Below are 14,003 nucleotides of genomic sequence, written 5' to 3' on the forward strand. Positions count from 1 at the left end.
TGAAAAAGATGGGGCTGTCGTCAGACCGGCTTAGTAGACGAAGCCCATGACGATGCCGATGAGGGCGAGCGCCTCACAGAAGGCGAAACCCATGATCTGGTTGGTACGGATCAGGCCGGCCGCCTCGGGCTGACGGGCGAGGGCCTGGGTGCCGTTACCGAAGATGATGCCGACGCCGACGCCGGGGCCGATGGCGGCGAGACCGTAACCGATGGAGGCGACGTTACCTTCGACGGCAGCAAGGGTCTGGAGAGCGGACATGCCGGTTCTTCCTTCTCTTTCAAGGACCCGGTGGGGGTTGGCCACCGGACGACTGATTTCAGGTGTGCGGGTCGGGCTCTGCTCAGTGGTGCTCGGCGAGCGCGCCCTGGATGTAGCTGCAGGCCAGGAGGACGAAGACGTACGCCTGGACGGCCTGGATGAAGAGCTCGAATGCGGTCATCACGACGGCCATCAGGAACGAGGTTCCGGCGTAGACGAAGCCGATGCCGTTGGCGAGGTACCAGGTCGCGATGGCGAACATCGAGATCAGCAGGTGGCCCGCGAACATGTTCGCAAAGAGCCGGACCGCGTGGGTGAAGGGCCGGATGAGCAGGTTCGAGAAGAACTCCAGCACGACCACGAGCGGAAGGATCGGGCCGAGGGACTTGTCGTACCCGGTGATGTTCTTCCAGCCGCCGACGAAGCCGTGCTTCCTGAAGGTCAGGCTGACCCACAGCACGTACACAACGAGGGCGAGCGCCGCCGGGTAAGCGATGATCGAGGTCACCGGGAACTGTGCGAGCGGCACAATCGACCAGATATTCATCATCCAGACGAAGAAGAACAGCGACACCATCAGCGGGACGTACTTCTCGCCGTCCTTCTTGCCGATGATCTCGTAGACGATTCCGCGGCGTACGAAGTCGTAACCGGCCTCGCCGACCATCTGAAGCTTGCCCGGTACCAACTTGGGCTTGTGGAAGGCGGCCCAGAAGAAGGCGACGACCACGAACGAACCGAGGAACGCGAGGAGCATCGGCTTTGTGAATTCGAAGCCGCCCACCGTCGCGATGGGTTCGTAGATGAACGTATGCAGGCCCGGAGCCGGGAATCCGCATCCGGTGAAGATGTGGCAACTCGCGTCGAAGGCGAGCGTCTGGTCAGCACTCACCGCGGGCTCCTTCAGCGTGGCGCATAGGTACGGCAACCTCGTTGTGTCGGCGCGGCGCTGAGCCGCGGGACGGCACTGGACTGGTGGTCTTACGGATGTGGGGGCGACGGTTCGGCATCGAGCCTCGCGCTGGGACAGGCGTCAGCTCGGACACCCGCGCCCGCAGTGCCGCAGTTGGCACCGGACGATAGCAGGATCGCGAACGGGCGCTTATCCCGGCCCTACCCTTCACGTCGACGACCCCGCGTTCTCGGGCTTTTCACCCTTCGCGGCATCGGGATCCACGTAGAGGATCTTGGCCTTCATATACGCACGAGCCTGCGCGGAGACCCAGACAAGGGTCACCGCGAGAATGGTGAAAGCGAAGGCCTTGGGGTCGAACAGGGTGGTGTCCTTGAACGCCGCCATGAAGATGAAGAGCAGCAGCAGCTGCGCCGTGTAGAGCATCAGCCCCATGGCCTGGAACAAGTGCGGAAGCGATTTCGCCGTCCGCTGGAGCACGACCATCCCGATCCCCATGAAGAGGAGGACCACCAAGGTGCCGACGACCGCCCCGATTGCTCCCTTGCCACCGGCGACTCCAGCGCTGACGGCAACGGCGACAGCGCCGGCGGCAGCCGCGGGCACGGCGGTGTGAAGGAGAGTCCGGACGTCATTGGTCGGCATGGCGGCAGCTCCGCTTACTGGTGGGGGCAGTGGTGTCGTCATGGACGAGCGTAATCCCGGTCCGAGATGGGCCTCGGGGCCAACGGACCGTCGCACTACGGTCCTTCGGCGCTGTCTCCGGGTCTCGTGAACCGTATCACAAACTATTTGAATAGGTCTTTACCCAGGAGTGTGCCAACCATCACACATGAGAGTGAACGCGCGCGTGTGTGCACCCTAGCCGGTCGCTATGTCTGCTATTGGGCGGAGATCCGGTAAATGGTCATCCGCGGGTCCCGGCCTTCCTTCCGTCCGGGAAACGCGAACGGGGGCCGATCGCGGTCGCTCCGTTGACGCCGTGGACGCGGTTGACGCCGCCTGCCCCAGGGGCGCCCACCGTGACCGGGGCGCGCTCCTCGGGCGCCTCGGGCAGCTCCGCCCCGTACGCGAGCGTGGGCACCGCCGCCTGCTCGGGCTGCACCGTACGGCGCCGGTAGCGCGGCGGCACAAAGGCCTCGGCCCAGCGCGGAGCCCGCGGCGTGAAGCGCGGCAGCAGCAGAAGCACCAGGCCGACGGCGCTCAACGCCACGATGGCCAGCACGATCCACATCGACGCCGAGTGCACGGAGTACGCGACGACGCCGAAGGCGATCAGCGCCGACCAGAAGTACATGATCAGGACCGCGCGGCTGTGCGAGTGTCCGATCTCCAGCAGCCGGTGGTGGAGATGGCCTCGGTCGGCGGCGAACGGCGACTGTCCGTTCCAGGTACGGCGCACGATCGCGAGCACCAGGTCCGCGACCGGGATCGCGATGATGGTCAGCGGCAGCAGCAGCGGAATGAAGACGGGCAGCGCCGCGTGCGTGGCCTGGCGGGTGCTGCCCTCGAAGATCTTCAGGGCGTCGGGGTCCACCTGGCCGGTCACCGAGATCGCGGCCGCGGCGAGCACCAGGCCGATCAGCATCGAGCCCGAGTCGCCCATGAAGATCCGCGCGGGATGCATGTTGTGGGGCAGGAAGCCCAGGCACATACCCATCAGGATCGCGGTGAAGAGCGTCGCGGGGGCGGCCGCCTCGATCATGTAGCCGTACCAGATCCGGTACGAGTAGAGGAAGAAGGCGGCGGCGGCGAGGCAGACCATGCCGGCGGCGAGACCGTCCAGGCCGTCCACGAAGTTCACCGCGTTGATGGTGATGACGACCAGGGCGACCGTCAGCAGGGTGCCCTGCCAGGAGGTCAGCGAGACCGTGCCGATGCCGGGCACGGGGATCCACAGGATCGTCAGACCCTGCATCACCATCACACCCGCGGCGATCATCTGGCCGCCGAGCTTGATCAGGGCGTCGATCTCGAACTTGTCGTCCAGGACGCCGATGATCCAGATCAGGGCCGCGCCGGAGAGAAGTGCGCGTGGTTCGTTCGACAGCTCGAAAACGCTGTTCAGATTCTGCAGATGGTCGGCGACCAGCAGACCGGCGCACAGGCCGAAGAACATGGCGATGCCGCCGAGTCGCGGCGTCGGCTCTCGGTGTACATCGCGGGCGCGGATCTCAGGCATCGCTCCGGTCGCGATGGCGAACTTACGCACCGGACCGGTCAGCAGATAGGTCACCGCGGCCGTGACACAGAGCGTCAGCAGGTAATCACGCACGGGCTGCCCCACAGGAATCGCTGGCCATCTCAGCCCCACACACTAGCTCTGGTAGCCACATGCTTGAGGACATACGGGGGGCCGCGATGGTTGCACAATGTCGCGGCTACCCCCGATAAGGCGGAAATCTACCGGCCAGTGCCCGCACTTCCGAACGTACCTTTCTCGCCTCTTCTCCCTCTTCACGCATCGCCGCTGTGAAGAGGGCGGCGATCCGCGTCATTTCGGCCTCGCCCATGCCCTGGGTGGTGACGGCGGCGGTGCCGAGCCGGATGCCGCGCCCGTCGCCGTACGGGAGGGCACAGGTGTCGAGCACCAGTCCGGCCGCGGCGAGACGGCCGCGGGCCGCCCTGCCGTCCACGCCGAGCGGCGCCGGATCCGCGCTGATCAGATGGGTGTCGGTGCCGCCCGTCAGCACGAAGTAACCCTCCTCGGCGAGCCCGTCGGCGAGCACCCGGGCGTTCGCCACCACCTTGTGTGCGTACGCCGTGAACGCGGAGGTCGACGCCTCCCCGAAGGCGACGGCCTTGGCCGCGATCGTGTGCATCTGGGCGCCGCCCTGGGTGAAGGGGAACACCGCGCGGTCGATGCGCTCGGCCAGTTCGGAGCCGCACAGGATCATTCCGCCGCGCGGCCCGCGCAGCACCTTGTGTGTTGTAGCGCACACCACATCGGCGTACGGGACGGGGCTCGGGGCGGCGCCGCCCGCGATCAGCCCCATCGGGTGGGCCGCGTCGGCGATCAGATACGCGCCCACCTCGTCCGCGATCTCGCGGAACGCCGCGTAGTCCGGGTGGCGGGGGTACGAGATCGAGCCGCAGACGATGGCCTTGGGCCGGTGCTGACGGGCCAGGGTGCGCACCTGGTCGTAGTCGATGAGCCCGGTCTCGGCGTCGAGGCCGTAGCCGACGAAGTCGAACCAGCGGCCGGAGAAGTTGGCGGGCGAGCCGTGGGTGAGATGACCGCCGTACGGCAGCCCCATGGCGAGGACCGTGTCGCCGGGCTTGAGCAGCGCAGCGTATGCCGCGAGGACGGCGGAGGAGCCGGAGTGCGACTGCACATTGGCGTGTTCGGCCCCGAACAGGGCGGTGGCACGCTCGACGGCGATCCGCTCGGCGGCGTCGACGAGCTCGCAGCCGCCGTGGTGGCGGGCGCCGGGATAGCCCTCGGCGTACTTGTTGGCGAGCGGCGAGCCGAGAGCGGCGAGGACCGCGGGGGAGGTGAAGTTCTCGGCGGCGATGAGCTGGAGGCTGTCGCTCTGCCGCCCCAGCTCGCCCAGGATCACCTCGGCGATCTCGGGGTCCTGGCGGCGCAGGGCGTCGAAGTCGGCGCCGTGATGGGTGATGCGGACGGCGTCTGGTGCAGCGGTGACCGGCATCTGTGGCTCCAGGCCTTGCGTGGAGTGGGCGGCGTCTCCAATGTAGGCCGGGCTCTGGCGGCCTGCGCGGTGTCGGGGGGATCTTTCTTTCCCCACCCCGCCTCCCCCTACGGCCTGGCGGCCGCGGGAGGTACCCCCATCCCGTAACTGGGGGCAGGCCCCCAGCTCCCCGTGCGCCCGCTTCGCGGCGCGGACTTGGGGGGTTCGGGGCCGAGCTCCGAAAGCCAGCCCCGTCGGGGTCTCCCGGACGAAGTCTGGGGGAGATTGAGGCGTGGGGTCCCACCACGCCCGCAGGGCGTAGGGGGAGGGTCTGGGGCGGAGCCCCGACAACGGCCCGGGCATTCAAGCCCCGCCGGCGATTGAGGCGCGGGGGTTCCACCACGCCCGCAGGGCGTAGGGGGAGGGTCTGGAGCGGAGCCCCGGTTCAGGGAAAGGGCGGGGTGGGGAAAAGCAACCGCTACCCCCGTCAGCGCCGCGCCCGTACCCCCGTCAGCGCCGTCACCACCGGATCCAGCGCCTGATTGATCTCGTCCCCGATCGAGCGAAAGAACGTGATCGGCGCCCCGTACGGGTCGTACACCTCATCCGCGTCCGGGCTCGGCGCGAGCAGCCAGCCCCGCAGCGCCGCCGCCGCGCGGACCAGCGCGCGAGCCCGGGCCACGACGCCCTCGCGCGGGTCCGGCAACGTTGCCGGGTCTATCGCCCGTACAAGCCGGGTGAACTCCTTGAGCGTGAACGTGCGCAGGCCCGCCGAGTGACCCATCGAGATCACCTGCGCCCGGTGGTCCCTGGTCGCCGTCAGGACCAGATCCGCGCGGATCACATGCTCGTCGAGCAGCTCGCGCCCCACAAAGCCGGTCGCATCCGCGCCGAAGTCGGCAAGCACGATCTCGGCGTTGGCCTCCATCGGGGCGCCCTCGTGCCCCCACGTGCCCGCGCTCTCCACGATCAGGCCGCCCGTGAGCGGATCGCCGAGGCGGTCGCTCAGGGCATGGCGGGTCAGCCGCTCGGTGATCGGCGAGCGGCAGACGTTGCCGGTGCTGACGTGGAGGATGCGGAAAGTGTCCGTAGGTCCCGCTATGCCACGCCCCTCAGGGGCGGTCAACTGGCCACCTCGAGGTCGGGTACGACCTTGCGCAGTTCGTCCGCAGAGAGAGCTCCCGCACGCAGCATCACCGGCACCTTGCCCGTGACATCGACGATCGAGGACGGCACGATGCCCGGCGTCGGACCGCCGTCCAGGTAGACCGAGACCGAGTCGCCCAGCATCTCCTGCGCCGCGTCACAGTCCTCCGGCGCCGGGTGCCCGGTCAGGTTGGCGCTCGACACGGCCATCGGGCCCACCTCGGTGAGCAGTTCGATCGCGACCGGGTGCAGCGGCATCCGGATCGCGACGGTGCCCCGGGTGTCACCCAGGTCCCACTGAAGGGAGGGCTGGTGCTTGGCGACCAGCGTCAGCGCGCCCGGCCAGAACGCGTCGACCAGTTCCCAGGCCTGCTCGGAGAAGTCGGTGACGAGGCCGTGCAGGGTGTTCGGCGACCCGATGAGGACAGGAGTGGGCATATTGCGGCCGCGCCCCTTCGCCTCCAGCAGATCCGCGACAGCCTCCGAGCTGAAGGCGTCCGCACCGATCCCGTACACGGTGTCGGTGGGCAGCACGACCAGCTCGCCGCGGCGTACGGCCGATGCGGCTTCACGCAGACCGGTGGTGCGATCCGTCGCGTCGTTGCAGTCGTATCGCCGAGCCATCAGCGGGCCTCCTCGTACATGGACACGTACACAAGCTTGGTCATGGCGTTGCCTTGCGCGCGGTCGCGAAGCGCGGCCGCTTGTTCAGGTCGGGGTGGTCGGCGGCGTCAGCCCAGCCGGCCTCTTCGCTGAAGATCCACGGCACCTGGCCGCCCTGCGTGTCCGCGTGCTCGACGACGACGAGGCCGCCGGGCCGCAGCAGCCGGTGGGCGGTGCGCTCGATGCCGCGGATGGTGTCCAGGCCGTCCTCGCCGGAGAACAGCGCCATGTCCGGGTCGTGGTCGCGTGCCTCGGGGGCGACATACTCCCACTCCGTGAGCGGAATGTACGGCGGATTCGAAATGACCAGGTCCACCTGGCCGTCCAGCTCCGGCAGGGCGCTCAGCGCGTCGCCCTGGTGGATGGTGACCCGGCTGCCCTCGGCGTTCTTGCGGGTCCACCGCAGCGCGTCCTCGGAGAGTTCCACTCCGTGCACCCGCGAGCGCGGCACCTCCTGTGCCATGGCGAGCGCGATGGCCCCGGAGCCCGTGCACAGGTCGACGATCAGCGGCTCGACGACATCCATGGCCCGTACGGCGTCTATGGCCCAGCCGACGACCGACTCGGTCTCCGGGCGCGGCACAAAGACCCCCGGTCCGACCTGCAGCTCCAGATAGCGGAAGAAGGCGCGTCCGGTGATGTGCTGGAGCGGCTCGCGGGCCTCGCGGCGGGCCACGGCCTCCCAGTAGCGGGCGTCGAAGTCACCGTCCGGGACGTTGTGCAGTTCTCCCCGCTTCACGCCGTGCACGAACGAGGCGAGCTCCTCCGCGTCGAAGCGCGGTGAGGGCACGCCGGCGTCGGCCAGCCGCTGGGTGGCCTGGGCCACCTCGGCAAGCAGCAGGTTCACGCGGTCCTCCGGGGCTGCGGGATGTTGTTGTTACTGGGCGGCGGCGAGCTTGGCGGCCGAGTCGGCGTCGACACACGCCTGGATCATCGCGTCGAGATCCCCGTCGAGCACCTGGTCCAAGTTGTACGCCTTGAACCCGACACGGTGGTCCGAGATGCGGTTTTCCGGGAAGTTGTACGTACGGATCTTCTCGGAACGGTCGACCGTTCGAACCTGGCTGCGGCGGGCGTCCGCCGCTTCCTTCTCGGCCTCCTCCTGGGCTGCGGCCAGCAGCCTGGAGCGCAGGATACGCATCGCCTGCTCCTTGTTCTGGAGCTGGCTCTTCTCGTTCTGGCAGGAGGCGACGATGCCGGTCGGCAGGTGCGTGATACGCACCGCGGAGTCCGTGGTGTTGACGGACTGGCCGCCGGGCCCGGAGGACCGGTAGACGTCGATACGGAGATCGTTGGCGTGGATCTCCACGTCGATCTCCTCCGCCTCGGGCGTCACCAGCACACCGGCCGCGGAGGTGTGGATACGGCCCTGCGACTCGGTGGCGGGCACCCGCTGCACGCGGTGCACCCCGCCCTCGTACTTCAGCCGCGCCCAGACGCCCTGTCCGGGCTCGGTCGCGCCCTGGCCGCCCTTGGTCTTCACCGCGACCTGGACGTCCTTGTAGCCGCCCAGCTCGGACTCGGTGGCGTCGATGATCTCGGTCTTCCAGCCGACGCGCTCGGCATAGCGCAGATACATCCGCAGCAGGTCGCCGGCGAACAGGGCGGACTCGTCGCCGCCCGCGCCCGCCTTGACCTCGAGGATGACGTCCTTGTCGTCGCTGGGATCGCGCGGCACGAGCAGCAGCCGCAGCTTCTCGGTGAGCTCCTCGCGCTGCTTCTCGAGATCCTTGACCTCGGCCGCGAACTCCGGGTCGTCGGCGGCGAGTTCACGCGCGGTCTGGATGTCGTCCCCGGTCTGCTTCCAGGAGCGGTACGTGCCGATGATCGGGGTCAGTTCGGCGTAGCGCTTGTTGAGCTTGCGCGCGTTGGCCTGGTCGGCGTGGACCGACGGGTCGGCGAGCTTCTTCTCGAGATCGGCGTGTTCGCCGATCAGTTCCTCGACCGCCTCGAACATCGGGGGCTCCTGGGTTTGCGTACGGAAGGGCTGCGGGGACGGCAAAGCGCCGGTCCCAGCCACCCCGCGCGGGGGCAGCCGAAGACCGGCGCAGTGGCTCGCTACTTCTTGGCGGAGCCGGCAGCCTTGCCGAAGCGGGCCTCGAAGCGGGCCACACGGCCACCGGTGTCGAGGATCTTCTGCTTGCCCGTGTAGAACGGGTGGCACTCGGAGCAGACCTCGGCACGGATGGTGCCGGCCTCGATCGTGCTACGGGTGGTGAACGACGCGCCACAGGTGCAGCTGACCTGCGTCTCGACGTACTCGGGGTGGATGTCGCGCTTCAAGGTGTCTCCTAGTTTCGGGAGGGCACCGGGTCGCACGGGCGGATTGCTCGTACGTGAACCGGGGCCGACGTACCAGTCTGCCAGGACCGGCCGTATCTCCCAAAACCGGGGGGCGGGCAGAACTATTCCCCGGCGCGCGGCGGGTGCGCCGAGCCGTGTCCCGTGGCTGCCGAGCCGTGCCTAATGGCTCTGGACGAGCGAGCCGGCCGCGCCCTTGTCGCCCGCCGATTTCTTGATCGCGGCCGGAGGGATCGGCTTGTCCTGCTTGAGCGCGGCCCACACCTGCTGGGAGGCGGCCTTGAGCGGGATCACGCGGTTGGGGTCGACCGGGTCGTACTCCACCGGCATCGTGATCATCTGCACGTCCTGCGCACCGAGCCCGCTCAGCCCCTGGGCAAAGCCCATCAGCTCCTTCGCCGAGTCGAGCTCGGAGTCGGGCGTGATCGCCTTGGTGGCGGTGTCCGCGACGTCGAGGAGCTTCTTCGGGTTGCTGAACAGGCCGATGCCCTTGACCTGGTTGATGAAGGCCTTCATAAAGGCCTGCTGGAGCTGTATGCGGCCGAGGTCGCTGCCGTCGCCGACGCTCTTGCGGGTGCGTACGAGACCGAGCGACTGCTCCCCGTTCAGGGTGTGCTTGCCGGGCGGCAGGTCCAGATGGCTTTTGGAGTCGTGGATCGGCTTGGTGGTGGTGATCTCCACGCCACCCAGCTCGTCGATGAGCTTCTTGAAGCCGGTGAAGTCGACCTCGATGTAGTGATCCATGCGGATCCCGGACATCTTCTCGACGGTCTTCACCGCACAGGCCGGGCCGCCGACCTCGTACGCCGTGTTGAACATGGCGCGCTTCTCGCCGGAGACGGACTTGCCCTTGCCGTCCGTGCACTGCGGGCGGTTCACGAGGGTGTCGCGCGGGATGGAGACGACGCTGGCCTTCTTGTGGCCCTCGTAGACGTGCACCATCATCGCGGTGTCGGAGCGGGCGACGCCTTCGTCGACGCCGTACTTGGCGTTGGCGCCGGAGCGGGAGTCGGAGCCCAGGACCAGAATGTCCATGGAACCGTTGTCGACGTTCTCGGGGCGGTCGGTGCCGAGTGCGGCGTTGATGTCGACGCCCTGGATGTTGCCGTTGAGCTTGAAGTAGACGTAACCGAGTCCGGATCCGCCGATCAGGACCAGACCCGCGGCCGACCATGCGGCGACGGTCAGTGCCCTGCGGCGCGTGCTGGGCTGTTTACGGCGCTTGCCGCGGCCGCGTATTCGGCCGCCGCTGTTCTGCTCGGTCATGGTCTCCCTTGCTTCCGCTCTTCCCGCTACCCCCTGCCGTGCTGTTCAGGCGCGGTTTGTTGTTACTTGTTCAGACGGTGAAGCAGGAAGAAGGGTTGCACAGGGGTCTTAAGACTCCTTAAGAACGCAATGTGCCCACCGTGCATCGCACGGTGGGCACATCAGCTTGCTTGCCGGCCGGACTCTCCGTTCTCACCTGCGAGTTCGGGGAGCGGGGAGCCGGGGCGCGGGAGCCACGTCACGTCCTGCGACTGTGGCGAAGATCTCCCGCCCGCGACCTTGAAGAGACTCTGGAAGGGCCTCTTCAAGGGCCGCCGTGAAGAACGTCAGTCGCCACCGTTGCCGGCGGACGGAGTCGTCTTCTGGATCTGCAGCAGGAACTCTGCGTTCGACTTCGTCTGCTTCATCTTGTCCAGCAGCAGCTCGATCGCCTGCTGCTGGTCGAGGGCGTGCAGCACTCGGCGCAGCTTCCAGGTGATGGCGAGCTCGTCGCTGCCGAGCAGGATCTCTTCCTTACGGGTGCTGGACGCGTCCACGTCCACCGCCGGGAAGATGCGCTTGTCGGAGAGCTTCCGGTCGAGCTTGAGCTCCATGTTGCCGGTGCCCTTGAACTCCTCGAAGATCACCTCGTCCATGCGCGAACCGGTGTCGACCAGCGCGGTGGCCAGGATGGTCAGCGAGCCGCCGTCCTCGATGTTGCGCGCGGCACCGAAGAAGCGCTTCGGCGGGTAGAGCGCGGTCGAGTCGACACCACCGGACAGGATGCGTCCGGAGGCCGGGGCCGCGAGGTTGTACGCACGGCCCAGGCGGGTGATCGAGTCCAGCAGGACGACCACGTCGTGACCCAGCTCGACGAGACGCTTGGCGCGCTCGATGGCCAGCTCGGCGACGGTGGTGTGGTCCTCGGCCGGGCGGTCGAAGGTCGAGGAGATGACCTCGCCCTTCACCGACCGCTGCATGTCGGTGACCTCTTCCGGACGCTCGTCGACAAGGACGACCATCAGGTGGCACTCGGGGCTGTTGACCGTGATCGCGTTGGCGATCGCCTGCAGGATCATGGTCTTGCCGGTCTTCGGCGGGGCCACGATCAGGCCTCGCTGGCCCTTTCCGATGGGCGCGACGAGGTCGATGATCCGGGTCGTCAGCACACCCGGGTCGCTCTCCAGACGGAGCCGGTCCTGCGGGTAGAGCGGGGTCAGCTTCTGGAACTCCGGGCGGCCGCGGCCGGATTCGGGCGCCATGCCGTTGACGGAGTCCAGGCGGACCAGCGCGTTGAACTTCTCGCGGCGCTCGCCCTCCTTGGGCTGACGGACGGCACCGGTGACATGGTCACCCTTGCGCAGACCGTTCTTGCGGACCTGGGCCAGCGACACGTACACGTCGTTCGGACCGGGGAGGTAACCCGACGTACGAATGAAGGCGTAGTTGTCGAGGATGTCCAGGATGCCCGCGACGGGAATCAGGACGTCGTCCTCGGAGACCTGCGGCTCGCCGGTCGCGAAGTCGTCGCGGCCACGGCGGCCACGGCGGTCGCGGTAACGGCCCCGGCGGCCACGGCGGCCGCCCTCGAAGTCGTCGTCGCCCTCGTCGGCGCGCGGACCCTGCTGGCCGCCCTGCTGACCGCCCTGGCGCTGCTGGCGCTGGCCGCCCTGCTGCTCGTCGCCCTTGCCACGGCCGCGGTCGCGCTGGCGGTCACGGCGCTCGCCGCCGCGCTCGCCGCGCTGGCCCCGCTCCTGGCGGTCGCGCCGGCCTTCGCCGTCCTGTGCGGAGACGGCGACGGCGGCCTCGGCCTTGGTGTCCGGCTGGGCTTCCGTCTTGACGTCGGTCTTGACGTCGACGGAGCCCTCGGCCTTGGCCTCTGCCTTGGTGTCCGGGCTGCCCGCCTGCGCGGTGGCCCGCCGACGGCGGCGCTCCGCGGCCGGCTGGTCGTCGCTGGCCGGCTGGCCCGGGATGTCGATCTGCTGCTGGGCCACGGCCTTCTCGGCCTTCTCCTCGGCAGCGGCAGCGGCGGGCGCATCGCCCGTACGGGCCTTGGAGGTGGCGCGGCGCTTCGGCTTGGCCTCGGCAGCGTCGGCGCTCTTCGCCGGAGCGGAGCCTGTGGCCTGCGCCTCCTTGATGACCTCGATCAGCTGGCTCTTGCGCATCCGCGCGGTGCCCCTGATGCCGAGGCCGGACGCGACCTGCTGCAGCTCGGCCAGGACCATGCCCTCGAGGCCGGTGCCGGAGCGGCGGCGCCGTGAGGTGGTGCCGGAGGCAGCACCTGCGGCGGGCGCGGAGGTGTCGACACTGTTGTCGGCAGTCACGCCCATCAGATCGGTGGTGTCGCTCACGAAGGGTCCTTCCCTGGAGCGGACGTCGGCCTTCTGGCTCGGCGACCGGTTGTGCTGTCCGACTCGGCCTGTGATGTTGCGTATCACGGACCGAAGCCGGGGCGGTGGTCCCGCCGGGAGTAACGGCGGAGAAATAAACGTGCAAGGCCCGGCCCGAGGTCCCCCTGCTCGGCCCACTCCTGACAAAGCGAGGGGTGTCGTGCCGGTTCCGGAGCGTGCTCGAAACTGCTCAGGCAGGCTGCTCAGGCAGTCGGGGAGGCTCCCGGAAGAATGTTGGTCCCTAATGGGGACACGAAGCACCGCGCCACAAAGACGGCGGTTGCAGACTTGAGGTTAACACTACCGGCTCCAACAAACATTCCCCCTCTCCATCACCGGCAATCTCGTGTCACTGCGGGGCGAGCGGCAGAACACTCGCGCCCGCGGCGTCGAAGGTGAGCCGGTTGGCCGCCCAGCCCTCGCCCGCCAGCCGTGCGACCTTGTCGGCCGCACTGTCCTCCGCCAGCGCAAGGACCGTGGGACCCGCGCCGGAGATGACTGCTGGGACGCCGTCGGCACGCAGTCGGTTGACAAGGTCGATGCTCTGCGGCATCGCCGGGGCCCGGTACTCCTGGTGGAGCCGGTCCTCCGTGGCGGGCAGCAGCAGCTCGGGACGCCTGGTCAGCGCCTCGACGAGCAGGGCGGCGCGACCGGCGTTGGCGGCTGCGTCCACATGGGGGACAGAGCGCGGCAGCAGCCCGCGCGCCGTCTCGGTGAGCACCGGCTTGGCCGGCACGAAAACCACCGGAACGACGGAATCGGCCGGCTCCATCCTGATGGCGCGCGCCGCTCCCCCGTCCATCCAGGCGAGCGTGAAGCCGCCGAGCAGACAGGCGGCGACATTGTCGGGGTGCCCCTCGATCTCGGTGGCGAGCTCCAGGAGGGCCGCGTCGTCGAGTTTGGCGTCGCCGCCTATGGTCACCGCGCGGGCGGCGACGATGCCGGCGCAGATGGCTGCCGAGGACGACCCCAGGCCGCGCCCGTGCGGGATGCGGTTGGCACAGACGACTTCGAGGCCGCGCGGCTGCCCGCCGAGCAGGTCGAAGGCCGTACGCAGGGAACGTACGAGCAGATGGCTCTCATCGCGGGGCAGCGTCGTGGCGCCCTCACCTGCGATGTCGATGTGCAGACCGGAGTCCGCGACCCGTACGACGACGTCGTCGTACAGCCCCAGGGACAGCCCCAGGGCGTCGAAGCCCGGGCCGAGATTGGCGCTGGTGGCAGGGACGCGCACTCGGACGGCGGCGGCGCGGAACGCTGGACCGGCCATCGCTCGATGACTCTCCTTGGATCTGACTGCGAAGGTTTTTTCGAGAGGTACCAACACCCGTGGGCCGTAACGGCAACAACACCGCGGCATATGCGGCGGGGCGGGTTCGGTACAGCTTATCGAAGGAAGGTTCAGTGGCGACATAGGGCGCACAGGAGGCGCACGATGCGTGTCGCAAGCCT

13 protein-coding genes are annotated in these 14,003 nt (G+C 68.5%); all 13 read right to left on the reverse strand.

Annotated features, from left to right (window positions below):
• Positions 1 to 30 precede the first annotated feature (30 nt).
• On the reverse strand, positions 31 to 261 hold the full coding sequence (gene atpE / locus OG729_RS12510; RefSeq protein WP_137993321.1) for an ATP synthase F0 subunit C: 231 nt from the start codon (positions 259 to 261) through the stop codon (positions 31 to 33).
• 82 nt (positions 262 to 343) lie between these two features.
• Positions 344 to 1,153, reverse strand: coding sequence for a F0F1 ATP synthase subunit A (gene atpB / locus OG729_RS12515; RefSeq protein WP_360872217.1), 810 nt, complete (start codon positions 1,151 to 1,153; stop codon positions 344 to 346).
• 228 nt (positions 1,154 to 1,381) lie between these two features.
• Positions 1,382 to 1,819 carry a hypothetical protein gene (locus OG729_RS12520; RefSeq protein WP_360872220.1) on the reverse strand — a complete coding sequence of 146 codons (438 nt, stop codon included), beginning with the start codon at positions 1,817 to 1,819 and terminating at the stop codon, positions 1,382 to 1,384.
• 262 nt (positions 1,820 to 2,081) lie between these two features.
• Positions 2,082 to 3,449, reverse strand: coding sequence for an MraY family glycosyltransferase (locus OG729_RS12525; RefSeq protein WP_405806033.1), 1,368 nt, complete (start codon positions 3,447 to 3,449; stop codon positions 2,082 to 2,084).
• Between the two features lie 106 nt (positions 3,450 to 3,555).
• A complete protein-coding gene (gene glyA, locus OG729_RS12530) occupies positions 3,556 to 4,827 on the reverse strand; it encodes a serine hydroxymethyltransferase (RefSeq protein ID WP_405806035.1) in 1,272 nt (423 codons plus the stop codon).
• Positions 4,828 to 5,293: 466 nt separating this feature from the next.
• On the reverse strand, positions 5,294 to 5,932 hold the full coding sequence (locus tag OG729_RS12535; RefSeq protein ID WP_360872228.1) for a protein-tyrosine-phosphatase: 639 nt from the start codon (positions 5,930 to 5,932) through the stop codon (positions 5,294 to 5,296).
• On the reverse strand, positions 5,929 to 6,576 hold the full coding sequence (locus OG729_RS12540; RefSeq protein WP_360872231.1) for an L-threonylcarbamoyladenylate synthase: 648 nt from the start codon (positions 6,574 to 6,576) through the stop codon (positions 5,929 to 5,931). Before OG729_RS12540 ends, OG729_RS12535 begins: the two co-directional genes overlap by 4 nt.
• A gap of 40 nt (positions 6,577 to 6,616) precedes the next feature.
• Positions 6,617 to 7,462, reverse strand: a complete 846-nt coding sequence (gene prmC / locus OG729_RS12545) for a peptide chain release factor N(5)-glutamine methyltransferase (protein WP_405806037.1) — start codon at positions 7,460 to 7,462, stop codon at positions 6,617 to 6,619.
• A gap of 30 nt (positions 7,463 to 7,492) precedes the next feature.
• Complete coding sequence (gene prfA / locus OG729_RS12550; RefSeq protein WP_360872242.1) at positions 7,493 to 8,572, reverse strand: peptide chain release factor 1; 1,080 nt, start codon at positions 8,570 to 8,572, stop codon at positions 7,493 to 7,495.
• A gap of 101 nt (positions 8,573 to 8,673) precedes the next feature.
• Positions 8,674 to 8,898, reverse strand: coding sequence for a 50S ribosomal protein L31 (gene rpmE, locus OG729_RS12555; protein WP_149181220.1), 225 nt, complete (start codon positions 8,896 to 8,898; stop codon positions 8,674 to 8,676).
• Between the two features lie 180 nt (positions 8,899 to 9,078).
• Entirely contained in the window at positions 9,079 to 10,182 is a 1,104-nt protein-coding gene (locus OG729_RS12560; RefSeq protein WP_405806039.1) for an LCP family protein, read from the reverse strand.
• Between the two features lie 326 nt (positions 10,183 to 10,508).
• Positions 10,509 to 12,512 carry a transcription termination factor Rho gene (rho, locus tag OG729_RS12565; protein WP_405806041.1) on the reverse strand — a complete coding sequence of 668 codons (2,004 nt, stop codon included), beginning with the start codon at positions 12,510 to 12,512 and terminating at the stop codon, positions 10,509 to 10,511.
• A gap of 388 nt (positions 12,513 to 12,900) precedes the next feature.
• Entirely contained in the window at positions 12,901 to 13,821 is a 921-nt protein-coding gene (thrB, locus tag OG729_RS12570) for a homoserine kinase (RefSeq protein WP_360872252.1), read from the reverse strand.
• Positions 13,822 to 14,003: the final 182 nt, after the last annotated feature.

It is taken from the genome of Streptomyces sp. NBC_00210 (genome assembly GCF_045160975.1).
Taxonomy (GTDB): domain Bacteria; phylum Actinomycetota; class Actinomycetes; order Streptomycetales; family Streptomycetaceae; genus Streptomyces.